We start from the raw sequence: 24,767 nt of genomic DNA on the forward strand, positions 1-24,767 counted from the left end.
TTTCGACACGCCTCGTCGCTTCGCTCCTCGTCGGCTCAACCAGCAAAAACCGCACCCCGCACGGTGGTTGAGCAGGACGTCCTCGCGCTGGCGAGGCCGACCGGCCGTCGAAACCTCTGCAAGGTCACGCTGGAACGCATCCACCTCCGAGCTGGTCGCTTGTCGACGTCGGCCAACCGAGGTTTTGACTCGTGGGTGGTCGAGCCGGGACCGAGCCCCTGGGCGAGGACCCGTGTCGAGGCCCGGTGAGGTAAGAGTGCCGGTGACCAACCTCAGGGGTGGTCACCGACACTCGACCGGTGTGACGAGGGCACAACCGAACTGGGTGAGACGCGGGACCTCAGTCGACCTCGTCGGAGCGGATCACCCGGCTGCGCACCGACAACAGCTCCACCTCGGGGCGGCCGGCGGCGAACCGCTCGATCGCCTCGAGGACCTCCACCACATGCGCCCGGTCACCGGACACCACGGCCACCCCGATGCCGGTGCGGCGGTGCACATCCCGATGTGCCACCTCCGATACCGACACCGAGAACCGCTGTTTGATCTCGGCGACGATGGGACGAACCACCGACCTTTTCTGCTTGAGCGAGTGCACATCTCCGAGCAGATAGTCGAATTCTGCGAATCCGATCCACATCGCCGTGCCGACTCCGTGCCGATCCGTCATGCGATCAGCCGGCATCTCCCATCAGGGTGGTGACGTGATCGGGCACGTACCGCGACAACGACCGCGGCGGACGGTGATAGTTGCCGGTCTCGATCGGATGTTTGGGCAGCGTCACCTCGGGTCGGGCAACCTCGTGGTAGTCGATGGTCGAGAGCAGATGCGAGATCATGTTGAGTCGCGCATGCTTCTTGATGTCGGATTCGACGACGTTCCAGGGGCTCGCCGACGTGTCGGTGTGGACCATCATCTCGTCCTTGGCCCGCGAGTACTCCTCCCAGCGATACACCGACTCCAGATCCATCGGGCTGAGCTTCCACTGCCGGACCGGATCGGTCATCCGGGACCGGAACCGGCGGAGCTGCTCGTCGTCGGACACCGAGAACCAGTACTTGCGCAACAGGATTCCGTCGTCGATCAGCATCTGCTCGAAGATGGGGGTCTGCCGCAGGAACCGGGTGTGCTCCTCCGGGGTGCAGAAGCCCATCACCTTCTCGACTCCGGCACGGTTGTACCAGGAACGGTCGAACAACACGATCTCGCCGGGTGCCGGCAGGTGCGCCACGTAGCGCTGGTAGTACCACTGACCACGTTCCCGGTCGGTGGGTGCGGGCAGCGCCGCGACCCGGGCGACCCGCGGGCTCAGGTACTCGGTGATCCGCTTGATCGTGCCGCCCTTGCCTGCGGCGTCGCGACCCTCGAAGACCACCACCACGCGGGCGCCGGTCTCGCGCACCCATTCCTGCAGCTTCACCAGTTCGGTTTGGAGTCGGAACAACTCGGCCTCGTAGACCTTGTTGCCGATCTTCCGTTCCTTGCCCGACTTCTCCCCGCCGGACTTGGCCCCGCCCGACTTGCCCTTCTTTGCCATGGGCGAAAGCTTATGCCTCCTCGGGCCCGTACGGGACGGGGCGCGACAGATGTGTCACGAACGGTGTGTCACGACACTGTGAGTGCCGACACCGCATCCAGCTCGGACCGGAGTTCGGCGACCGATGCGTCGATCCGCCCGCGCGAGAACTCGTTGATTGCCAGTCCCTCGACCACTTCCCAACGTCCGTCGACCGAGCGGGCCGGCACCGAGCACACGAGACCTTCCGGGATGCCGTAGGCGCCGTTCGACGGCATGGCGACCGATGTCCAGTCGCCGGCGGGGGTGCCCAGCACCCAGTCGTGGACGTGGTCGATGGTCGCATTGGCCGCCGACGCCGCCGACGACGCACCGCGCGCCTCGATGATGGCGGTGCCGCGCTTGGCGACGGTCGGGATGAAGTCGTCGACCAGCCAGGTCTGATCGGCGGCGATCTCGGCACCCGGGGTGTCGCCGACGATCGCATGGAAGATGTCGGGGTACTGGGTGGCCGAATGGTTACCCCAGATCGACACCCGGCTGATCCGGCCGACCGGGGTGCCGGTGCGTCGCGCCAGCTGTGCGATCGCGCGGTTGTGGTCGAGGCGGGTCAATGCGGTGAACCGCTCGGCCGGGATGTCCGGGGCGCTGGCCGCGGCGACCGCGGCATTGGTGTTGGCGGGGTTGCCCACCACGATCACCCGGAGGTCGTCGGCGGCCACCTCGTTGAGGATCGAGCCCTGGCCGGCGAAGATCGCCGAGTTCGCGGCCAGCAGATCCGCGCGCTCCATCCCCTTGGTGCGGGGCCGGGCACCGATCAGCAGCGCGAAGTCGGTGCCGTCGAAGGCGGCTCGGGCGTCGTCGAAGATGTCGACCGACTCCAGCAGCGGGAACGCGCCGTCCTCGAGTTCCATGGCGGTACCCTCCGCGGCGGCCACCGCCTGCGGGAGTTCGAGCAGTCGCAGACGCACCGGCCGGTCGTGGCCGAGCATGGCGCCGGCGGCGATCCGGAACAGCGACGCGTATCCGATGCTGCCGGCGGCGCCGGTCACGGTCACGGTGGCGGGAGTGGATGTCATCGAGGACTCCTGTCTCGATCGGGGAACGGGATCGTGTGGGCAGGGGGTGGACGAGAACTGGGGCGGTCGGGAACCGGGATACCCCGGGAACCGGGCGCGCGTGTGGTGGGGGACCGTCAGTCGACCTCGGTGAGGACCACGGTGGACCGGGCGGAGGTGAGGGTGAGGGCGGTGCCGTCGCGATGCCAGCGGACCGGTGCGGAGGCGAAGTCGGCGAGCCAGCTGTCGGCGCCGTCGCGCGGGGGAGCGCAGGCCATCATCGTCGAGGCGAGCGCCCCGAAGGTCATCGTGGAGCCGTCGACGGTGACCTCACCCATGTGGCGGTTGCAGCCCGCGGTCATCGAGACTCGGCCGGATTCGGGGAAGACGATCTCGAGGGGGCCGCCACCGGGGATCGCGACACCCGTGACCTCGGTGGAACGGTAGGCCGACCCGATCGGAGGCGGTGTCGGTGCGGCGTCCTCGGCGGAGCCGGACGGGGCGTCGGTGAGGACGACGGCGGCGACGGCGACACCGACCACCACCAGGATCGCGGCCATCAGTGCGGTGGCCGCGACGGTCGAAGGAGTTTCCTTCTCGGTCACGGACACCACCGTAACCGAGCGTCCCGGGTGGCCGCACGGCAGGAATAGGCGATGATGATGGCGATGGTCGCGATCATGGCACGAACCGAGTACGAGACCCCGCAGCATCGCATCGCCGGAATCGGTGCGATGCTGCTCGCCGTCGCCGCACTGGTGATGCTGATCGTCTCGAGCGCGGTGGGCGTGTCCGGCACCACCACGGCCGTCACGGTCGGGGTGTTGCTGTCGGGGTCGATGCTCGCCGGGGCCACCGCGCGCACCATGACGCGCCCCGCCGTGGTCCTGGGTGTCGACGGAACCGACGTCTATCTGGGCGACGAACAGTCGGGGATCGTCAGCCGCCCACTCGGCAGCGTGGTGTCGGCGTCACTGGGCACCGCGTCCACCACGACGACGGTGGGTGCCGGTGCCGTGCGTGCCGATCCACACGACCTGCTGATCCGGGGGATGCGGTGGGCCGACATCGTCTTCGCCACACCGGAACCCGAGGGCTGGCGTATCGCGGTGGCGGTCGGTGACCCGGCCGCCGAAGCGGTGCTCGACGTGCTGCGCGCAGCCGCCCCGCGCCGGCGGAAGGCCACCGCCGAACCGTCACCGCCGTCGGAGCCGCCGGGCCCGCCGTCGGAGCCGCCGGGCCCGCCGGCGGACGGTACCCGCGGAGGACCTGCGGCCGGCACCACCGAGAACACCACCATCGACGACGGTGCGGGCCCGATGGCCGAGGCGGGCAGCGAGGACGCGTCCCGACGTCTGTGGGAGGAGGCGACCCGCCGCCACGACGATGTGCTCGGCCGGTACGGCTGGTACGAACTCGACCCGGCGATGCTGTTGACCTATCCGGCGGTCATCGACGTCACGCTCACCCACGTGCAGGACTTCCTGGTCGCGTTGGAGGACGCCAACGCGTTGCGTACCGACGCCTACCCGGGTGACCGTGCGCGGGCCGACGCCTATCGGCAGGCGGTCACCACGTTGCGTCGTACCTGGACGGCATGCGAGGCCGAGGGGCGGCGGCTCGGGGCCGGCTACCTCGACGATCCCGACCGCGATTCGCTGCGGACCGCGCTCAAGCTGTACCGGCATGCCGAGGGCGGCAGCACGAGTGAGGAACAGGCCGCCTACATCGGGCGGGTCCGCGACATCGTCGGCGGGCTCGTCGATCGCGGTGCGATCCACCCGACCACGGGCGCACTCGAACAGCTGGAGACGGTGTCGCGCAGGATGATCGAGTCGCCGCGCGAACGGTGATCCGGGCACTGCGTCGGCTCCGGCTCCCGCCCATCAGGCCCCCGACTCCCGCCGTTCAGGCCTCAGCTCACCCGGTCAGGCCTCAGCTCACCCGGTCAGGCCTCAGCTCACCCGGTCAGGCGTCAGCGCACCCCGTCACGGAGGAAGACCCCGGACGGGCTGTAGGTGCCCTCGGACCCGTCCGATCTCCCCACCGCGACCTGGATCACCGGATTGCCGTCGCGCTGGAAGGTGGTGGTCATCTGGATGTCGACCGCCGCGCGATCGATCTCCTCGACGTCGCCACGTCGCATCGCCTGGTCGCGCACCTTGTCGAACACGGCAGGGGTGACATCGGTGAAGGCGAACAGGTCACCCGGGGACCAGGACCGCAGGTCGACGGTCGGGAAGGCACCCGGCACCACCGACACCTCGCCGCTGTTACGCCCGGAGACGAACTCGGCGAGCACACCACCGCTGCTCTGGATGTCGCCCGCATACATCGTCGGGGTCATCGAGCCGAGACCCCGGATCTCCAGACGATTCAGTGCCGGACGGTCGAGCGGGACCCCGGCGTCGACGAGGGCGGCGCGCAACACCCCGAAGGACGCCTCGAAGTCGCCCGGGTCGAAGAACTCCGCGACCTCGCCGGCCGGGGTGGCCTGGATGTCGTGCGTCTCGGTGATGTGCTCCGGGTTGCGATAGGAGGCGGTGATCAGCACGTCCTCGTCGGTGTCCGGCCGTTCGACCACCATGTCGTCGAAGACCACCGCACCCGCGAAGGCGGTGGTCCGCTCGGTCATCGTCGCGGCCATCCTGGACAGATCGGTGGACGCGACGACCGACGTCGCGAACGTGTCGCCGCGACGTTTGGTGGTCGGGGAACGACGCTGATCGACCTCGCCGCCTTCCCGAACCGTCAGGCTCACCGACTGGCCGGTGGCCGGGTCGTACACCTCGGCGCGATCGGAGCCGGACGCGTCGAAGGTCATGGCCAGCACGTTGGCCCGGGCGTCGGGTCCGGCGTCGTCGATGGCCTGCACCAGCCGATCACGCCGGTCGCCGAGTTGCGCCATCCCCTCGCCGGCCGCCGGCCCGCTGCCGGATCCGGAACCGCTCCTCGACGACGCGAACGTGTTCGGGGTGTCGATCCGCCACACCGAGTCACCGACGCCGAACAGCACGACGGCGCCCACCACGATGGCGATGGCCGGGGGGAGGAATGTCGCCCATCCGGGGCCGGCGGTGAGATCCGGTTCGGTGCCGGTCCGCGGCGGCAGGTCGTCGGGTGCCAGCGCGATCCGCGGGTTGTGGACCGTCGTCTGGAACCCGACCCGCGACATCATCGTGATCCAGCGGGCGTCATAGGCGGTGTCGTCGTGTGGGGTGATCCGCGCCGACACCAGGGTCGGCTGCGCGTCGGTGACGTCGAAGGTGGACCGGTTCAGCGCCGTGACCAGCACCGGGACGCCCTCACGCGGCCCGCCGGCAGCAAAGGTGGGGAGGCTTGCGGCACGTCCCGGACGGGGTAACACCGCCAGGCCGCCGATGATCAGCGGGATGCCGAGCAGCATCGCGATCCACCACACGCTGTACGCGCCGAATCCGATCCCGGCGGCGATCAGGACGCCCGCGATCACGGCGCGCAGGGCACGGGTCATCACGATCCTCATCTCGGGTGGCCGACCGGGGTATGCCAGATGTTAGCGGCGGGCACACCCGGTGCGCAGCCGCCGCGTACCGTGGAGGCGATTCGGTCCCGGAACCAAACTGGCAGGAGAAGCGCTCGGTGGGAAAGCTGACCAACAGCATGTGGCGTTTGCTGGGAGCCCAGAGCTCACGCAATCAGTCGAAGTCGATCGGCCTGATCAAGGACGCGGAAACACATACCGACTGGGCAGCCGGACTCGACGAGGCCGATTTCCGGTCCGAGGCCGAGAAGCTCGACATCGGTTCCGACGCCGGCGACCGGGCGAAGTTCCTCGCGCTCGCCCGCGAGGCCGCCGACCGCAGCCTCGGCCTGCGCCCCTTCGACGTGCAGCTTCAGGGCGCACTGCGGATGCTCGAGGGTGACGTCGTCGAGATGGCCACCGGTGAGGGCAAGACGCTCGTCGGTGCGATCGCCGCCATCGGCCACGTACTCGAAGGCCACCAGGTGCACATCATCTCGGTGAACGACTATCTCGCGACGCGCGATGCCGAGTGGATGGCACCGCTGTTCGCGGCGTTCGGGATCACCGTGTCGGCGGTGTCGGAGAATTCCACCCGCGCCGAGCGCAAACGCTCCTACGTCGGCGACGTCACCTACGGCTCGGTCAACGAGATCGGCTTCGACGTGCTGCGGGACCAGCTGGTGCTGTCGGAAGACCAACTAGTCTCGCCGACACCGGATGTCGCGATCATCGACGAGGCCGACTCGGTACTCGTCGACGAGGCGCTGATCCCGCTGGTGCTCGCCGGGTCCACCGACGCCGAGGTGCCCGACCAGGCCATCCACGACGTGGTGTCGCGGATGAAGAACAAGCATTTCGATGTCGACGTCGACGGCCGCAATGTCTCGCTCACCGACGAGGGCGCGGCCTTCGTCGAGGAGGAGCTCGGCGGGATCAACCTCTACGACGAGGAACACGTCGGTACCACCCTGGTGCACGTCAACATCGCGATGCACGCCCACCATCTGCTCGAGCGCGATGTGCACTACATCGTCCGCGACGGTGGCGTGCACCTGATCAACGCCTCCCGCGGCCGCGTCGCCCAGCTGCAGCGCTGGCCCGACGGAATGCAGGCGGCCGTCGAGCTCAAGGAGGGCCTCGCCCAGACCGACGGCGGTGAGATGATCGACACCATCACCGTGCAGGCGCTGATCGGCCGATACCCCATCGTGTGCGGCATGACCGGTACCGCCATCGCCGCCGGTGAGCAGCTCCGGCAGTTCTACGAGTTGCGGGTCTCGCAGATCCCGCCGAACACCGCCAACGTCCGCAAGGATCTGCCCGACCGCGTCTACGACACCAAGGCCAACAAGGTCGAGGCCGTCGTCGCCTACGTCAAGGAGGTGCACGAGACCGGGCAGCCGGTGCTGATCGGTACCCACGACGTCGCCGAGTCGGAGGAACTCGCCTACTTCCTGGAGAAGGCCGACGTGTCCTGCGTCGTCCTCAATGCGAAGAACGACGCCGAAGAGGCCAAGATCATCGCCGAGGCGGGCGCGAAGAACGCGGTCACCGTCTCCACCCAGATGGCCGGTCGCGGTACCGACATCCGGCTCGGTGGCTCCGCCGACGACGAGACCGCTCGCGAGGAGATCATCGAGCTCGGCGGACTCTGCGTCGTCGGCACCGGCCGTCACGACACCGCGCGCCTGGACAACCAGTTGCGCGGCCGTGCCGGTCGTCAGGGCGACCCCGGCCGGTCGGTGTTCTTCAGCAGCCTCGAGGACCCGGTGGTCACCCGCAACCTGTCGTTCAAGCGTGACCCGGTCTCGCCGTCGCCCGATGGATCGATGGGCGCCAAGGGGATCGACCTGATCGAACAGGCCCAGCGCGTCGCCGAGGGCGTCATGCTCGAGCTGCACGCCAACACCTGGCGATACAACAAGCTGGTCAACCAGCAGCGCGAGATCGTCGTCAAACGTCGGATGGAGTTGCTGCGCACCGACGCCGGGATCGACGAACTCAAAGGTCTCGAGGCCGACCGGTACGCGGAACTGATCGGCGAACGCAAGCCGCAGAACGACTCCGATGCCGCCGATGACGGTGCGGCCGGCTCGGTCGACACGAAGTCGGAGGGCGCGAAGTCGGAGGGCACGAAGTCGGAGGGCACGGACTCCGGCGACACGAACGCCGATGCCACCACGACCGCAGAAGCCGCGACCGCCGACGCGGACACCGAAACCGTGGCGGCAGAGGACAAGTGGATTCCGGTCGAGCCGGTGCCGGTCACCGTGCTGACACAGGTGGCCCGCGAGATCATGCTCTATCACCTCGACCGCGAGTGGGCCGACCACCTGGCCTTCGTCTCCGACGTCCGGGCCAGCATCCACCTGCGTGCGATCGGTCGCGAGAGCCCGCTCGACGAGTTCCACCGCCTCATCCTCGAGGAGTTCGGCGAACTGCCGCAGCGTGCGATCGAGAAGTCCCGCAAGACCTTCCGCGAGGCCACCATCACCGCGGACGGGATCGACCTGGGCGCCTCCGACATGCATCGCTCGACACAGACCTGGACCTACATGGTCCACGACAATCTGTTCTCGTCGGGCGGCGCCAAGACGCTGCAGGGCATCATCGGCATCTTCCGGTGACCTCCGGGCCGGGCATGGCAGGGGAGCAGTCGCCGCACCAGGCGCCCTCGGCCGCCACTCCCGGCGACCGGATCCTGACCGTGCCCAACGCGTTGAGCGTCATGCGGCTCGCGCTGATCCCGGTCTTCGTGTGGCTGGTGCTGTTCGAGAAGTCCGACGGCTGGGCCTTCGTGGTGCTGTTCGTCTCGGGCGTCTCCGACTGGCTCGACGGCAAACTGGCGCGACTGCTCGACCAGTCGTCGCGGATCGGTGAACTGCTCGACCCGGCCGCCGATCGCCTCTACGTCATCGTCATCCCGATCTGCTTCGGACTGCGCGACATCGTGCCGTGGTGGCTGATCGGGGTGATCATCGCCCGCGACGTACTGCTGTTCGCGACGGCGCCGCTGCTGCGTTCCCGTGGGCTGCTCGCACTGCCGGTGCTCTACGTCGGCAAGGCCGCGACATTCGCACTGATGAGCGCATTCCCCTGGCTGCTGGTCGGACAGCTCGACTCGGTCGTGGGGACGATCTGCTATCCGATCGGCTGGGCCTTCCTCATCTGGGGCGTCGGGATGTATGTGTGGTCGTTCGTGTTGTATTGGGCCCAGACGATTCTGGTGATCCGTCACATGCCGCCCGTGCCCCGCGTGCCGGTGGGCTGAACCGAACTCCATGTCCTAGAGTCTCGAACGACAGAAAGGGGCACACCCGTGACAGAGACCAACGTGCCGCAGGAACTCACCTACACCCCCGAACACGAGTGGATCACCCGCACCTCGCCGACCACGGTGCGGGTGGGTATCACCGACTTCGCCCAGGACGCGCTGGGCGACGTCGTGTTCGTCCAGCTGCCCGAGGTGGGTACCGAGGTCGAGGCCGGAGAGTCCTTCGCCGAGGTGGAGTCCACAAAGAGCGTCTCCGACATCTTCGGGCCGCTCAACGGGACCATCTCGGCGGTCAACGACGAACTGGAATCGACCCCCGATCTGGTCAACTCGGAGCCCTACGGAGCCGGCTGGCTCGTCGAGATCTCGGTGGACGAGGCGAGTGCCCTCGACTCCGAACTCGCCGATCTGCTCGACGCCGACGGATACCGACAGGTCATCGAGGGCTGACCGGCTCCGGCGTCTCACGGCACAACCACAATCGGCCCCCAACGCGGGTGGCGACACGGACCGGACGGTTATGATCAGGGGCGTGTCATCGTCGAGTCTTCCCCGCAGGGAACGACCCGACGATCGGTAGGTTGGATCGTGAGCGGCGGCGCGGGGTCTCCATGCGAAACCCGGTGGCGTTGAGTCGGCTCCGACGCACTACCCCAACGGACCGCACGGTCGCGACCGTGGGGGACCCGTGCACCACGACAGAGCACTGCGGACGACGAAGGAGAGATAGTGAGCGACAACGACAAGGACTTCGAGGCGCCGGTGGAGACGACATCGGTCTTCCGTGAAGAGTTCATCAACGAACTCGACGCGGGTGCGGCGACCTCGAGTGAGCCTGCCGACACCGGGGTCGAGCGACTCTCGCCCGGAACGGCATTGCTTGTCGTCAAGCGTGGCCCGAACGCCGGTTCGCGATTCCTGCTCGACCAGCCGACCACCTCCGCCGGTCGGCACCCCGACAGCGACATCTTCCTCGACGATGTCACCGTCAGCCGTCGGCACGCCGAGTTCCGGGTCGCCGACAACCAGTTCCAGGTGGTCGACGTGGGCAGCCTCAACGGCACCTACGTCAACCGTGAACCGGTCGACACCGCCCAACTCAGCAACGGCGACGAGGTCCAGATCGGCAAGTTCCGACTGGTGTTCCTCAGCGGTCCCTCGGGTTCCTGACGAACGTGCCGGCAACCGCAGCGGGACAGCGCGGCGAGGGATCGATGTCGATCGGGTCGGTCCTCGCGTTGCTGCGCGAGGAGTTCCCCGACGTCACGATCTCCAAGATCCGATTCCTCGAAGCCGAAGGCCTGATCAGTCCTGAACGGGCCCCTTCGGGTTATCGGCGGTTCAGCACCGCCGACTGTGAGCGATTGCGTTTCGTGCTGACCGCACAACGCGACCGTTACCTCCCGCTGAAGGTCATCAAAGAACAACTCGACGCCATCGACGAGGGGACCGGGGCAACGTCCTCGGGCAACACCCGGCTCCTCTCGTCGGCACGCGGCACGGTGGCCCCGGCCACCGACTTCGGAACCCGAGGAGACCGTGTGTCCCGCGAATCGCTGATCGACCGCACCGGGGTGGAGGCGGCGTTCGTCACCGAGTTGCAGCGCAACGGCCTGCTCACCCCGGGGCCGGCAGGCTTCTTCGACGAAGACGCCATCCGGCTCGTCGAGGCCGCCGCGGCACTGGCCGCCTACGGTCTGGAGACCCGGCACCTGCGGGCGTTCAAGGTGTCCGCCGACCGTGAGGCGGGTCTGGTCGCACAGATCGCCAGTCCCATCGCCAAGGGACGTGGCACCGGCGCCCGCGACCGCGCCGAAGAACTCGTCCGGGAGATCGCCGCACTGTCGGTGACCCTGCACACCCAGCTCGTCAAGGCCGCCGTCCGCGACGTCCTCGATTGAGTTCGCACGCTCATCACCGCGACCCTTCGCGGTGTAGCGTCGAATGCATCCCGACATGATCGTCTGACGTCCCTGGAGGTGCTTGATGAGCGAGATGCGCGTGGTCGGCATTCGGGTCGAACCACCCCAGAGTCAGCCGGTCCTGCTGCTGCGTGAGGTGGACGGAGCGCGCTACCTGCCGATCTGGATCGGGCAAAGTGAGGCTGCGTCGATCGCCTTGCGGCAGAAGGGGATCGAACCCCCGCGTCCCCTCACCCACGATCTGATCGTCAACCTGATCGAAGAATTCGGCCAGACCCTCGTCGAGGTCCGCATCGTCGACATGCAAGAGGGCACGTTCTACGCGGAGATGATCTTCGCCAACGATCTGCGGATCTCGGCACGGCCCTCGGACTCGATCGCCGTCGCCATGCGCGCCGAGGTCCCCATCACCGCCGACGAAGAAGTCCTCGCCGAGGCCGGTCTGCTCATCCCCGACGAGGAGGAGACCGAGACCCCCGACGAGAAGGAAGACGAAGTCGAGAAGTTCAAGGAATTCCTCGACAACGTCTCGCCCGACGATTTCGTGTGACGGTCGGTCCCTGCTCGGGGATTCCCTGCTCGGGCCGTCCCTCGTCGCGGCGACGCTCGTGGGCTCGCGGCGACGCAGGCTCGCCGCGTCACCCCTCGGTCCGAGCCGGCCGGGTTGATAACGATTCAGCTCCAGCTCAAGTTGAGGTTGAGACTTAGGGTGTGTCGCGTTGATCCGACCCCCTCGGCCGAATACCGTCGCAAGCGATCGTCGGCGGACCACCGCGACGACAAGGACATGAACCAGCCCGGGAGCGCGTACCCTTGACCACGGACAGTGGCCGACGGATGACGTGCGAGTCGGGTCGGTCAAGAGGTGGCGAGGAGTCTGCAGTGGGCGATCAGCCGTTTGACGACGATGCGAAGTCCGAGGACCACGACGGACCGCAACGAACGGCGACCCAGGGAACCCTCGAGGAGATCATTCCCGGGCTCTTTCCCAACGACATCGTCCCCGACGAACTCGTCGGGTACCGCGGGCCCAGCGCCTGCCAGATCGCGGGAATCACCTACCGTCAGCTCGACTACTGGGCCCGCACCTCGCTGGTCGTCCCGTCGATCCGCGGCGCGGCCGGCTCGGGCAGCCAACGGCTGTACTCCTTCAAGGACATCCTGGTCCTGAAGATCGTCAAGCGCCTGCTCGACACCGGCATCTCGCTGCAGAACATCCGCGTCGCCGTCGATCACCTGCGCAAGCGCGGCGTCGAGGACCTCGCCCGCATCACCCTGTTCTCCGACGGCACCACCGTCTACGAGTGCACCTCGGCCGAAGAGGTCGTCGACCTCTTGCAGGGAGGGCAGGGGGTTTTTGGGATAGCGGTCAGCGGAGCGATGCGTGAGCTGACCGGCACGATCTCCGACTTCCCCGGCGAGCGCGCCGACGGCGGCATCACCGAATCGTCGCCCGAGGACGAGCTCGCCGCCCGCCGCAAGAACCGCACCCGCCGCACCGGCTAGACACTCGACGACCGGTGCGCGCCGGTCGCGGTGTAGCGCCGGACACACTCGGTGCCGACGATGACCGGGATCGGTCTACCGGACGGTAGACTGACCAACGCGTCGCTGCACTGCGGGAGAGCGTCGCCGCCGGGACCCGCGTCCCGGTCGGGCGGCCGCCGAAGGAGCAACACCTCCTCGTCAAACTCTCAGGCACCCAGGACCGTGGTGTCGACGGCGTCTCTGGAAAGTGACGAGTTACCTCGTCCGCCCACGGTGAAAGGTGCGTGCGTCGCCGACGACACGCGCACCGAATCTCTCAGGCGCCGTTCGGATCGCGATCCGATGGCATGACAGAGGGGGAGGACGAGCCCGATCCGTGGATTCACGGATCCTGCGAGAGGTCGCGCCCCCATGTCCCAGATCTCCGGATCCCCGTCGTCGGGTTCCCAGACAGAGTCCGCCGCATTCGTCGACCGGCACGTCGGGCCCGACGCCGACGAGACCGCGCGAATCCTCTCGGCCCTCGGCGTGGCGTCGCTCGACGAACTCGCCACCCGCGTCGTCCCGGCGGTGATCGCCGACGATCCCGCCGACACCGGGCTGTCGGCGTTGCCCGTCGCACGCACCGAACATGAGGTGCTCGCCGAACTCGCCGAGCTGGCATCGCGAAACACGGTGCGCCGCTCCATGATCGGCCTCGGCTACTACGACACGCTGACCCCGCCGGTCATCCTCCGCAACGTGCTGGAGAACCCCGCCTGGTACACCGCGTACACGCCGTACCAGCCCGAGATCAGCCAGGGCCGCCTCGAGGCGCTGCTCAACTTCCAGACCATGATCTCCGACCTCACTGGCCTCGAGATCGCCAACGCATCGATGCTCGACGAGGCCACCGCCGCCGCCGAGGCCATGACCCTGATGCGTCGGGCCGGCAAGTCCAGGTCGCCGCGGCTCGTCGTCGACGCCGACCTGTTCCCCCAGACCCGTGCACTCATCGAGACCCGTGCCGAGCCGCTCGGTATCGAGATCGTGGAGGCGTCGCTGCATCCGGGTCTGCCCGGCACCGGACTGCCCGACGGTGACTACTTCGGCGTCATCCTGCAGACCCCCGGCGCATCCGGACGCATCCTCGACGTCGCACCCGTCGTCGAGGCGGCACACGCGGCCGGTGCACTCGTCGCGGTGGGCGCCGATCTGCTCGCGCTGACCCTGATCACCCCGCCCGGCGAGCAGGGCGCCGACGTCGCCTTCGGTACCTCGCAGCGTTTCGGTGTGCCGATGGGCTTCGGTGGACCGCACGCCGGATATCTGGCCGTGCACACCAAGCACGCCCGGCAGATGCCCGGTCGCCTCGTCGGCGTGTCCAAGGACGCCGACGACAACCTCGCCTACCGGCTCGCCCTGCAGACCCGTGAACAGCACATCCGCCGGGAGAAGGCCACCAGCAACATCTGCACCGCGCAGGTGCTGCTGGCGATCATCGCCGCCATGTACGCCGCCTACCACGGCCCGTCCGGGCTGCGCGCCATCGCACGTCGCGTCCATGAACGGGCGGCCCTGCTGGCCAACAGTCTGACCGCGGCCGGCTTCGCGGTGAAGTCGGCCACCTTCTTCGACACCATCACCGTGCGCAGCGAGGGCCGTGCCGCCCACTACGTGACCGCCGCGCGGCGAGCCGGATTCAACCTCTGGCAGGTAGACGAGGACACGCTGCGCATCGCCTGCGACGAGACCACCACCCCCGCCGACGTCGACGCACTGCTCGGCGCGTTCAGTGCCGCCGGCGTGGTGCCCAGGGAGTTCGCGCAGCCCATCGAGACCCGCACGAGTGAGTACCTGTCACATCCGGCGTTCAACCGGTACCGCACCGAGACGTCCATGCTCCGCTACCTGCGGGCGCTGTCCGACAAGGACATCGCGCTCGACCGCAGCATGATCCCGCTGGGCTCGTGCACCATGAAGCTCAACGCCACCGCCGAGATGGAACCCATCACCTGGCGCGAGTTCACCGGACTGCACCCGTTCGCGCCCGCCGAGGACACCGTCGGTATCCGCGAGATGATCGCCCGCGTCGAGTCGTGGCTGGTCACCATCACCGGCTACGACCGGATCAGCCTGCAGCCCAACGCCGGATCGCAGGGCGAGTACGCCGGTCTGCTGGCCATCCGCCACTACCACCACAGCCGCGGTGACAGCCGGCGCGACGTGTGTCTGATCCCCTCCAGTGCGCACGGCACCAATGCGGCGTCGGCGGCCATGGTCGGGATGCGCGTGGTGGTGGTCGGCTGCCGCGAGAACGGCGACGTCGACGTCGACGATCTGCGCGCGAAGATCGCCGACCACGGCGATCGGCTCGCCGCGATCATGATCACCTATCCCTCCACTCACGGTGTGTTCGAGCACGACATCCGCGACATCTGCGCGGCCGTGCACGACGCCGGCGGACAGGTCTACGTCGACGGCGCCAACCTCAACGCCCTCGTCGGGGTGGCACGGCCGGGACGCTTCGGCGGCGACGTCAGCCACCTCAACCTGCACAAGACCTTCTGCATCCCGCACGGTGGCGGCGGTCCCGGCGTCGGTCCGGTGGCGGTGCGCAGCCACCTCGCCCCGTTCCTGCCCGGCCATCCGCTCGCCCCCGAACTGCCCGGCGACATCACCATCTCCGCCGCCCCCTACGGGTCGGCGTCGATCCTGCCGATCACCTACGCCTACATCGCGATGATGGGCGCGCAGGGACTGCGGCGGGCCACCCTCACCGCCATCGCCTCGGCCAACTACATCGCCCGACGCCTCGGCGAGTACTTCCCGGTGCTCTACACCGGACACGAGGGCACCGGTACCGACGGCACCGACGAGTACGGGTGGGTGGCGCACGAGTGCATCCTCGACCTGCGCGGGCTGACCAAGGCGACCGGCGTCACCGTCGACGATGTGGCAAAACGCCTGGCCGACTACGGTTTCCATGCGCCGACGATGAGTTTCCCGGTGGCCGGCACCCTGATGGTGGAGCCCACCGAGAGTGAGAACCTCGACGAGCTCGACGCCTTCTGCGACGCCATGATCTCCATCCGTGCCGAGATCGACGAGGTCGCCAAGGGCACCTGGCCCGCCGACGACAACCCGCTGCACGGCGCCCCGCACACGGCCGAATGCCTGGTCGGGGAGTGGGATCACGCCTACTCCCGCGAGGTCGCGGTGTATCCGCAGGGTCTGCCGTCGGCCGGTGCACGGACCAAGGTGTGGCCGTCGGTGCGGCGGATCGACGGCACCTACGGCGACCGTAACCTGGTGTGCAGCTGCCCGCCGGTCGAGGCCTTCGCCGAGTGACCGTGCACCACGGTCACCTCAGCACGAGTGTGACGTCGGCATGAGCCGTCGGTGAGACGAGAGTGGCCCCGGGAGGATTCCCGGGGCCACTCTCGGTCTGTGCGGTCTGTCGGTCGCCGGGGTCAGCTGGTCGGGCCGAACACCAGCCGGTTGATGTCGACGACGGCCGCGGTCTCCGGGCTCGCCATCGGGTTGGGGGTCACCGGGAACGTCACCGTCGCGGTCTTGGGCGGCATCGGGGCGGCACCGCGGAAGCCGAGCGCGGTCAGGACGGCGAGGTGATCGGGTTCCTCGGCGAACCGGAAGAAGTCGGCGACGGCGGTGGCCGCGTATTCCGGCACCTGATCGCCGGTGAGCTTCAGGAACGGGTAGTCGGCGAGCGGCGTCGGACCCGAGGGCAGCACCTCGGCGAGCTTCGCGGTGGTGTCGGCCTTGGTCAGCTGGAACAGGCGCTGCTCGGTGATCGGGACCGCGTGGATGGGCGCCGCCTTGGCGTCGGCGGCGTCGGCGGCGTCGGCGATCGCGGTGGCCGCCCCGACCGGGGTGCCGTCCGGCGAGCGGGGTGCGGCCTCGGTGAGCGCGCCGATACCCGCGGCGACCCCCTTCGACGACGCGTCGGCGGCGGTCAGCACACCGGTGGTCCGGGTGATCCGCATCGCGACGGCCTGGGCGGCGAGCGCCGAGGCATCCGATTGCGCGCCGGTGGGCATCGCCATGCGCAGCGAGCCCCAGCCACGCAGACCGAACTCGGTCAGCGAGTCGTCGCGGCGGGCGAGGGTGGGCAGCTGCGCCCAGTCGAGTTTGCCGGTGAGCTGCGCACCGAGCTCGGGGGAGGTGGCCAGCACCACCGGTGAGGTGACCAGCGACTCCGGGGTGCCGTCGACGACCGACGGCTTCGCGGTGACCAGATCGGCCGCCCACACCGACGACTGCGGTATCCACGCCGCCGGATACTGGCCGTTGGCCTGCGGATCCCAGTTGCCGGTGAGGCCGTCGAGGGTGATCTTGGCGTCACCCGGCCGCACGGCGATCGTGATGCAGTGATCACGAATCACCGGACGGGTCTCGGCGTAGGACTTCGCGATCGCCGAGAGACCCTCGGCGATGTCGGGATCGGCGATGATCGCCACCGTGGCGGGACCTTCCACACAGGTGGCGGCCGCGGCGTCGCCCTCCCGGCCGACGTGATCGCCGACCTGGAACCACACCACCACACCGGAGGCGACGAGCAGTACGGCGAGCAGCATGAAGACCAGCCCCCTGCTCACCCCCCGACGGCGAAGTGAATTCTTGCCATCGGCGACGCGATGATGTGCCACCCCGGCCCCTCCGTTAGCGTGCGGTTACACACGATCGCCGGTCCGTGCCCGGGCGGTACCCGGGCACGGACCGGCGATCGTCACCTCATGCCTGGGCCGCGGCCTTGAACTCGCGGCGACGACGATGAAGGATCGGCTCAGTGTAACCACTGGGCTGGGTGGTCCCGTTCAGGATGAGCTCCTTGGCGGCCTGCCACGCGATGTTGGTGTCGAAATCGGGGGCCATCGGCCGGTAGCCGGCGTCGTCGGCGTTCTGCCGGTCGACCACCGGTGCCATCCGCTTGAGCGCCTCGACCACCTGGTCCTCGGTGACGATGCCGTGGCGGATCCAGTTGGCCAGCAACTGGCTCGAGATCCGCAGGGTGGCCCGGTCCTCCATCAGCGCGATGTCGTGGATGTCGGGCACCTTGGAGCAGCCGACGCCCTGATCGATCCAGCGCACCACATAGCCGAGGATCGACTGGCAGTTGTTGTCCAGTTCCTCCTGCTTCTCGGCGTCGGACCAGTTGGTCGATGCGGCCAGCGGGATGGTCAGGATGTCGTCGACCGACGCGGGATTGCGCTTGGCGATCTCGTCCTGACGCTCGAACACGTCCACCAGGTGGTAGTGCATGGCGTGCAGGGTGGCGGCGGTCGGCGACGGCACCCACGCGGTGGTGGCGCCGGCGCGCGGCTGACCGATCTTCTGCTCGACCATGTCGGCCATGAGGTCGGTCATCGCCCACATGCCCTTACCGATCTGCGCCTTGTGCTGCAGACCGGCGGCCAGACCGGTGTCGACGTTGAAGTCCTCGTAGGCCGAGATCCACTTCTGCTGCTTCATCGCGCCCTTGCGACACATCGCGCCGGCCTCCATGGAGGTGTGGATCTCGTCGCCGGTGCGGTCGAGGAAGCCGGTGTTGATGAACACCACGCGGTCGCTCGCGGACTTGATCGCGGCCTTGAGGTTCACCGTGGTGCGGCGCTCCTCGTCCATGATGCCCACCTTGAGGGTGTTCTCCGGCAGGCCCAGGACCTGCTCGACCCGGCCGAACAGTTCGGCGGTGAACGCGACCTCGTCGGGGCCGTGCATCTTGGGCTTGACGATGTAGATCGAGCCGGTCCGCGAGTTCTGCAGACCCTCCGCGGCGACGCCCAGGCCGGCGGCCTGCGCACCCTCGGCGGCCAGACCGTGCATACCCGCCAGCGAGGTGACCAGGGCGTCGATGATGCCCTCGGGGATCTCGTTGCCCTCGGCGTCCAGGATGGCCGGGTTGGTCATCAGGTGGCCGACGTTGCGGACGAACAACAGCGAGCGGCCGTGCAGGTCGAACTCGGCACCGTCGGCGCCGGTGTAGACGCGGTTGCCGTTCAGCGTGCGGGTGAAGGTCTTGCCGCCCTTGCTGACGTCCTCGGCCAGGTCACCCCGGTTCAGGCCCAGCCAGTTGCGGTAGCCGAGCACCTTGTCGTCGGCGTCGACCGCGGCGACCGAGTCCTCGAAGTCCATGATCGTGGTGATCGCCGACTCCATCACGACATCCTTGATGCCGGCCGGATCGGTCGACCCGATCGGCGACGACGGGTCGATCTCGATGTCGAGGTAGAGGCCGTTGTGGCGCAACAGCACCGAGCTCGGCGACGCGGCCTCGCCCCGGTAGCCGGCGAACACCGACGGATCGGCGAGGGCCACGGTGGTGCCACCGGTCACGCTCACCTGCAGTGCGCCGTCGACGACGGCGAAACCGGTGACGTCGGTGTAGCTACCCGACTCCAGCGGCACGGCCTTGTCGAGGAAGTCCTTCGCGTAGGCGATCACCTTGTCGCCGCGGACCTTGTTGTACGAGCGGCCCTTCTCGGCGCCGTCGGTCTCGGGGATGACATCGGTGCCGTAGAGGGCGTCGTACAGCGAGCCCCACCGCGCATTGGAGGCGTTGAGTGCGAAACGCGCATTCAGGATCGGCACCACCAGCTGGGGGCCGGCGGTCTCGGCGATCTCGGAATCGACGTTCTGGGTGCCGATCTGGAAGTCCTCGGGAACCGGGACGAGGTAACCGATCTCGCCGAGGAAGGCCTTGTACTCGGCGGCGACGGCGGGATCGCCGAAATCGGCGCCGTCATGGGCACGGTGCCAGTCGTCGATCTTGGCCTGGAGTTCGTCGCGGACGGCCAGCAGTGCCTTGTTCTTGGGGGCCAGGTCCTTGATGACGGCGGCGGCACCCGACCAGAAGGCATCCTTGTCTACACCGGTGCCGGGCAGCGCCTCGTCGTTGATGAAGTCGTAGAGCACGGTGGCGATCTGCAAGCCGTCGACGGTGATCCGGTCGGACATGTGAGCCTTTCTACGTGGGTTCGCGGCGCCCGGCGCCCAACCCCGAAGGGCATCGTCGCCGGTCACGGAACCTGTGATGGGTCTGGCAGCCGTCCATGTTACCCGCCAGGAGGGGTTTCCCTCAGTGGGCCGGCGGGTCGGGGACGGCTGCGGTGAGCTGGGTGATCCGGTGCAGGATCTCCGCACGGAGGCGAGTGCCGCGCTCGGTGAGCGCGGACTGTTCGCGGACGTAGCGGGCGCGACCCGCCGACGTCTCCACCGGAACCGGTTCGTAACCGAGGTTCCGCAGGTCATAGGGGCTGGCGCGCATGTCGAGGTCTCGGGCGTCGCGGGCCAGCTCGAACGCGTCCAGGGTGAGGGACGCATCCAGTAGGGGTGTCAGTGTGAAACACGCCCGGTACAAGTCCATTGTGGCATGCAGACATCCGGGCTGATCACGCCGGAGTCGGTCGGCCGGTGTCAGGTTCAGTTCGTTGCGCGGCCGGGCGTCGTCGGTGAAGAAGCGGAAGGCGTCGAAGTGCGTGCAACGCAACGGCATCGACTCGACCACGGCGTCGGTCCCGGCAGCTCCGAGTCGCAGTGGGAGGTCATGGCGGGTCTCGTCGGCGTGGTAGACCATCGCCCACTCGTGCAACCCGAAACAGCCCAGGCGCGGGGCGCGGCCCGCCGTGGCCGACAGCAGGGCCGCCGTGGTCGCCAGCGCCCGCGACCGGCTCGCCAGGAACGCCGGGTCGACGGTGACCCCGGCATCGGCGGCCCCGGGGTCGGTGCGGCGATACCCGCGGGTGCGCAGGAAGCCGGCGGTGTCGGCGTCCGGTCCGGTGAGGACCACCCCGAATCCGGGGTGCCAGCGCCGGATGTGTGACGGACGCGACGAGTAGTAGGTGAACAGGAAGTCCAGCACCGGATGCCGGGCGCCGGTGCGGCGCGCCTGCAGATAGGGGCCGATGAGCTGCTCGACCCGATCGGTGTGGACGGCGCGACGGGCGGTCCAGTCGTCGACGTCGAGGACCATCGGGGCGGGGCCGGCCGGTCGGGTGGTGGTCATTCGGCCACCCGGTGCGTCTCGTCGCGAACCGTCCCGACGAACTCCTCGACCAGGTCGGCGAGGGCGACGATCCCCACGGTGCGGCCGGTTCCGTCGACCACCGCACCCAGATGCGAGCTGGTGCGGCGAAGGGTCCCGGTGGCCTCGTCGAGCGGGGTGTCGTCGGCGATCACCGGAAGGGGTCGCACCTGGTCGACCCCGATGATCGAATCCGGTCCGATGGTCTCGTCGAGGATGTCGTCGAGCACGTCCTTGAGATGCAGATAGCCGGTGTAGGTGCCGTCGGGGCCGCGGACCGGGAACCGGGAGAAGCCGGTGTCGGTGACCGCGCGTTCCACCGCGCCGAGGCTCGGGCCGGTGCCGCCGGTCACCGGGTCACGTTCGACGTCGACGCTGCGCATCTTGTCGAGGGGGATCATCACCTCTGCCACATTGCGGTTGACCGACCGCAACGCCCGGTTCAGCCGGGCGTGCTCCTCGGCGTCGATCAGCCCCTCCTCACGGGACTCGCCGAGCATCTGGGCCAGCTGGACCGGTGACACCGTCGAGTCCAGCTCGTCCTTCGGTTCCACCCGCAACGCCCGCAGGGTGAGGTTGGCCAGCAGGTTGTAGAAGGCGATCAGCGGTCGCGCCACCTTGATGAACGCCAGGTGCACCGGCACCATCAGCATGGCCGCCCGCTCCGGACCGGCCAGGGCGATGTTCTTGGGCACCATCTCGCCGAGCAGGATGTGCAGCAGGGCGACCAGGCTCAGGGCGATCGCGAACGCCACCGGGTGCAGCAGTCCGGCGGGCAGATGCGCCAGATGCAGGGGCCGCTCGATGAGATGGGCCACCGCCGGTTCGCCGACCCGGCCGAGCAGGATCGAGCAGATCGTGATGCCCAGCTGTGCACCCGCGAGCATCAGCGACAGGTGTTCACCGGCGTGGATGACGGTCCGGGCGCGGGTCCTGCCCTCGTCGGCCAGGGCCTCCAGCCGGTCCCGTCGTGCAGAGATCAGGGAGAACTCGGCGCCGACGAAGAACGCATTGCCCGCCAGCAACGCCACGGTCAGGACCACACCCCAGATGTCGTTCATCGCCCCGGCTCCGCGCCGGCGGGGTGGTGGCCGTCCGGACCGTCGTCGGTGACCGGTCGTAGCGAGACCACGTCGACGCGGCGTCCGTCCATCTGGGTGACCGTCGCCCGCCAGCGGCGTTCGATGTCCGGATCGGTGGGGTCGGCCTCGTCGGGTTCATCCTCGTCGTCGGCGACGACGACGATCGGGGTGCGGGTCGGCAGATCGACGGTGTCGCCGACCTCCGGGATGCGGCCGAGGACGAACATGACGAGTCCGCCGAGTGTGTCGTAGGAGCCGTCGGGGGCGCGATAGCCGGTGGCGTCGGCCAGCTCGTCGGTGCGCAGCAGCCCGGAACACAGAAAACCGTCGCCGTCGACCTGCACGTCGGGGTACTCGTCGTCGTGCTCGTCGGTGACGTCGCCGAGGATCTCCTCGATCAGGTCCTCGGTGGTGACGATCCCGGCGGCACCGCCGTACTCGTCGATGACGACACACAGCTGCATGCCGTCGGTGCGGATGAAGTCCATCAGGGCGTCACCGTCGAGGCTGGTGGGGACGCGCGGTACGGGACGGGCGATCTCGCCGAGCAGGGTGGTGGCCTGTCTGTCCGGGGCGATGGTGAACGCCTGTTTGATGTGCACCACCCCGACCAGTTCGTCGAGGTCGCCGTGACCGACCACCGGGAAGCGGGAGTGACCGGTGTGGGCGCAGGTGACGACCAGATCGCGGACGGTGGCCTCCACGTCGAGCGAATCCACCCGCACCCGCGGGGTCATCAGGTCCTCGGCGGTCAGCTCGCCGAACCGCAGCGACCGGTTGACCAGGGTCGCCGTGTCGGCGTCGATGGCACCCTGCCGCGCCGAGTTGCGCACCAGGGACGCGAGTTCTTGCGGAGACCGCCCCGAACGCAGTTCTTCGGCGGGTTCGATACCCATCCGGCGGACCACCCAGTTCGCGGTGCCGTTGAGTCCCTTGATCACCGGCGTGAACACCAGCGAGAAGATCGTCATCGGGCCGGCGGTCGCGCGGGCCGCCGACAGCGGATGGGCGATCGCGATGTTCTTGGGGACCAGCTCACCGAGCACCATCGACAACGACGTCGCGATGATCAGCGCCAGGGCCAGCGAGATGCCGGACGCGGTGGACGCGCCGAGGCCGATCGCCTCCAGACCCGGTGTGATGAGGCTCGCCAGCACCGGTTCGGCGATGTAACCGGTGATCAGGGTGGTGATGGTGATGCCGAGCTGTGCACCTGACAGCTGGAACGACAGACTCCGGTGCGCTCGCTGGACCATCCGGGAGCGCCGGTCGCCGCGAGCGGTGACGTAGGCGTCGATCACCGACCGCTCCAGTGCGGTCAGGGAGAACTCGGCGGCCACGAACAGGGCCGTGCCGAGGGTCAGTGCGACGAATCCGATCAGGCCGGCGATGTAGAGGACGATCTCCATCATCGGGGCGTCACCACCCGCCCGGGAGGGGACGTCCCTCGGCGAATCCGGCCGGGGACTGCACCCCGAGCACCACTCGGTCGTGCAGTTCGGCAAGCGTCCGCGCACCCGCGTAGGTGGCGGTGCTGCGGACGCCGGAACAGATGTGGTCGACGAGGTCCTCGACGCTGGGGCGTTCGGGATCGAGCGGGATCCGCGACGACGAGATGCCCTCCTCGAACAGACTCTTGCGGGCGCGGTCGTAGGCGGTGTCGGAGGACGATCGGGCGACCACCGCACGTTTGGAGGCCATCCCGAAGCTGACTTTGTACTCGCCGTGCGCGTCGCGCATGAGGTCGCCGGGGGACTCGTAGGTACCGGCGAACCACGAACCGATCATGACGTTCGACGCCCCGGCGGCCAGGGCGAGTGCCACGTCGCGCGGATGCCGTACGCCGCCGTCGGCCCACACATGTGCGCCGTGCTCGCGGGCGGCGGCCGCACAGTCGGCGACCGCGGAGAACTGTGGCCGGCCGACGCCGGTCATCATGCGGGTGGTGCACATCGCTCCGGGGCCCACACCGACCTTGACGATCGACGCCCCGGCCGCGATCAGGTCGAGCGTGCCGTCGGCCGACACCACGTTGCCGGCCACGATCGGCACCCCGAGATCGGCGTCGGCGACCGAGGCCACCGCCCCCAGCATGCGGTCCTGATGGCCGTGGGCGGTGTCGACGACGAGGATGTCGGCGCCGGCGTCGACCAGCCCGCGGGCCTTGGCGGCGACGTCGCCGTTGATGCCGACGGCGCAGCCGATCCGCAGGCGGCCGTCGGCATCGAGATTGGGCCGGTACACCCCGTGGCGCAGCGCCCCGACACGCGTCAGCACACCGGCGAGGGTGCCGTCGGGATGGGTGAGGACCGCGAGATCCTGGTGGACGTCGGTGAGCGCGTCGAAGACCTCGCGGGGCGGGGTCTCCACGGGCAGGACGATCACCGCCGGATCCAGCACCGCGCGCACCCGGGCGAAGCGGTCGACGTCGACGCAGGCGTCCTCGGTGACCACACCGATCGGGATACCCGCGTCGACGACCACCGCGGCGCCGTGGGCACGCTTGTGCAGCAGTGCCAGGGCATCGGAGACCGAGTCCTCGGTGGTCAGCGTGACCGGGGTGTCGGCGACGAGGTTCCGGGACTTGACGAAGGCGATCGACTCCGCCACCGCCGACAACGGCAGATCCTGGGGGAGCACCGCCAGCCCGCCGCGCCGGGCCAGTGTCTCGGCCATCCGCTTGCCGGTCACCGACGTCATGTTCGCCGCGACCAGCGGGATCGTCGCCCCGGACCCGTCGGACGTGGACAGGTCGACGTCGAACCTGGAGGTGACGTCGGACCGGGACGGTACGACGAACACGTCGCTGTAGGTGAGGTCGTGCGGGGGTTGGTGACCGGTGATGAAACGCACGGGTGCGTCGGGCTCCTGTTCGCTGTGGGTTGCGGGTGGGGTGTG

At 68.7% G+C, this 24,767-nt stretch carries 20 protein-coding genes and 1 riboswitch; of the genes, 9 read left to right on the forward strand and 11 right to left on the reverse strand.

What is annotated here, in order from left to right; translation table 11 throughout:
- Window positions 1-340 precede the first annotated feature (340 nt).
- The 4 genes from GD1_RS11095 to GD1_RS11110 form a co-directional block, all read right to left on the reverse strand.
- A complete protein-coding gene (locus GD1_RS11095; RefSeq protein WP_020789630.1) occupies window positions 341-640 on the reverse strand; it encodes a DUF503 domain-containing protein in 300 nt (99 codons plus the stop codon).
- Window positions 641-674: 34 nt separating this feature from the next.
- Window positions 675-1,538, reverse strand: coding sequence for a polyphosphate kinase 2 (gene ppk2, locus GD1_RS11100; protein ID WP_059037062.1), 864 nt, complete (start codon window positions 1,536-1,538; stop codon window positions 675-677).
- A gap of 68 nt (window positions 1,539-1,606) precedes the next feature.
- Window positions 1,607-2,596 (reverse strand): malate dehydrogenase, encoded by a 990-nt coding sequence (locus GD1_RS11105; RefSeq protein ID WP_059037063.1) that lies wholly within the window; start codon window positions 2,594-2,596, stop codon window positions 1,607-1,609.
- Window positions 2,597-2,712: 116 nt separating this feature from the next.
- A complete protein-coding gene (locus GD1_RS11110; RefSeq protein ID WP_244882669.1) occupies window positions 2,713-3,180 on the reverse strand; it encodes an META domain-containing protein in 468 nt (155 codons plus the stop codon).
- 75 nt (window positions 3,181-3,255) lie between these two features.
- On the opposite strand from GD1_RS11110, the gene GD1_RS11115 reads away from it, so the two are divergent.
- Entirely contained in the window at window positions 3,256-4,428 is a 1,173-nt protein-coding gene (locus tag GD1_RS11115) for a hypothetical protein (protein WP_157079441.1), read from the forward strand.
- A 122-nt stretch (window positions 4,429-4,550) separates the two neighbouring features.
- Here the strand turns inward: GD1_RS11115 and GD1_RS11120 are convergent, their stop codons facing one another.
- Window positions 4,551-6,068 carry a hypothetical protein gene (locus tag GD1_RS11120; protein ID WP_059037065.1) on the reverse strand — a complete coding sequence of 506 codons (1,518 nt, stop codon included), beginning with the start codon at window positions 6,066-6,068 and terminating at the stop codon, window positions 4,551-4,553.
- A gap of 128 nt (window positions 6,069-6,196) precedes the next feature.
- Here GD1_RS11120 and secA2 point away from each other — a divergent pair, with 128 nt between their 5' ends.
- From secA2 to gcvP, 8 genes are all read left to right on the forward strand, one after another.
- Window positions 6,197-8,707, forward strand: coding sequence for an accessory Sec system translocase SecA2 (gene secA2 / locus GD1_RS11125; protein ID WP_059037066.1), 2,511 nt, complete (start codon window positions 6,197-6,199; stop codon window positions 8,705-8,707).
- Between the two features lie 14 nt (window positions 8,708-8,721).
- Window positions 8,722-9,351 carry a CDP-alcohol phosphatidyltransferase family protein gene (locus tag GD1_RS11130; protein WP_059037067.1) on the forward strand — a complete coding sequence of 210 codons (630 nt, stop codon included), beginning with the start codon at window positions 8,722-8,724 and terminating at the stop codon, window positions 9,349-9,351.
- Between the two features lie 48 nt (window positions 9,352-9,399).
- Complete coding sequence (gene gcvH, locus GD1_RS11135) at window positions 9,400-9,804, forward strand: glycine cleavage system protein GcvH (RefSeq protein ID WP_059037068.1); 405 nt, start codon at window positions 9,400-9,402, stop codon at window positions 9,802-9,804.
- Window positions 9,805-10,080: 276 nt separating this feature from the next.
- Entirely contained in the window at window positions 10,081-10,524 is a 444-nt protein-coding gene (gene garA, locus GD1_RS11140; RefSeq protein ID WP_053776020.1) for a glycogen accumulation regulator GarA, read from the forward strand.
- 44 nt (window positions 10,525-10,568) lie between these two features.
- Window positions 10,569-11,255 carry a transcriptional regulator FtsR gene (gene ftsR, locus GD1_RS11145; protein ID WP_059037089.1) on the forward strand — a complete coding sequence of 229 codons (687 nt, stop codon included), beginning with the start codon at window positions 10,569-10,571 and terminating at the stop codon, window positions 11,253-11,255.
- Window positions 11,256-11,340: 85 nt separating this feature from the next.
- Complete coding sequence (locus GD1_RS11150) at window positions 11,341-11,826, forward strand: bifunctional nuclease family protein (RefSeq protein WP_020790174.1); 486 nt, start codon at window positions 11,341-11,343, stop codon at window positions 11,824-11,826.
- A gap of 332 nt (window positions 11,827-12,158) precedes the next feature.
- Window positions 12,159-12,782: a MerR family transcriptional regulator gene (locus GD1_RS11155; protein ID WP_020790178.1), complete on the forward strand. Its 624-nt coding sequence runs from the start codon at window positions 12,159-12,161 to the stop codon at window positions 12,780-12,782.
- Window positions 12,783-12,885: 103 nt separating this feature from the next.
- Window positions 12,886-12,997, forward strand: a riboswitch (glycine riboswitch).
- Between the two features lie 178 nt (window positions 12,998-13,175).
- Window positions 13,176-16,094, forward strand: coding sequence for an aminomethyl-transferring glycine dehydrogenase (gcvP, locus tag GD1_RS11160; protein ID WP_059037069.1), 2,919 nt, complete (start codon window positions 13,176-13,178; stop codon window positions 16,092-16,094).
- A 122-nt stretch (window positions 16,095-16,216) separates the two neighbouring features.
- Here gcvP and GD1_RS11165 read toward each other — a convergent pair whose 3' ends face one another.
- From GD1_RS11165 to guaB1, 6 genes are all read right to left on the reverse strand, one after another.
- Window positions 16,217-17,413 (reverse strand): hypothetical protein, encoded by a 1,197-nt coding sequence (locus tag GD1_RS11165; RefSeq protein ID WP_059037070.1) that lies wholly within the window; start codon window positions 17,411-17,413, stop codon window positions 16,217-16,219.
- 85 nt (window positions 17,414-17,498) lie between these two features.
- Window positions 17,499-19,721, reverse strand: a complete 2,223-nt coding sequence (locus GD1_RS11170) for a malate synthase G (RefSeq protein ID WP_059037071.1) — start codon at window positions 19,719-19,721, stop codon at window positions 17,499-17,501.
- A gap of 121 nt (window positions 19,722-19,842) precedes the next feature.
- On the reverse strand, window positions 19,843-20,769 hold the full coding sequence (locus GD1_RS11175) for a 3-methyladenine DNA glycosylase (RefSeq protein ID WP_238403562.1): 927 nt from the start codon (window positions 20,767-20,769) through the stop codon (window positions 19,843-19,845).
- On the reverse strand, window positions 20,766-21,848 hold the full coding sequence (locus GD1_RS11180) for a hemolysin family protein (RefSeq protein ID WP_053776016.1): 1,083 nt from the start codon (window positions 21,846-21,848) through the stop codon (window positions 20,766-20,768). Before GD1_RS11180 ends, GD1_RS11175 begins: the two co-directional genes overlap by 4 nt.
- Window positions 21,845-23,278 (reverse strand): hemolysin family protein, encoded by a 1,434-nt coding sequence (locus GD1_RS11185; protein ID WP_059037072.1) that lies wholly within the window; start codon window positions 23,276-23,278, stop codon window positions 21,845-21,847. Before GD1_RS11185 ends, GD1_RS11180 begins: the two co-directional genes overlap by 4 nt.
- A gap of 10 nt (window positions 23,279-23,288) precedes the next feature.
- Window positions 23,289-24,722, reverse strand: a complete 1,434-nt coding sequence (gene guaB1 / locus GD1_RS11190) for a GMP reductase (protein WP_059037091.1) — start codon at window positions 24,720-24,722, stop codon at window positions 23,289-23,291.
- Between the last annotated feature and the right edge of the window lie 45 nt (window positions 24,723-24,767).

This window comes from Gordonia desulfuricans NBRC 100010, assembly GCF_001485495.1.
Classification (GTDB): domain Bacteria; phylum Actinomycetota; class Actinomycetes; order Mycobacteriales; family Mycobacteriaceae; genus Gordonia; species Gordonia desulfuricans.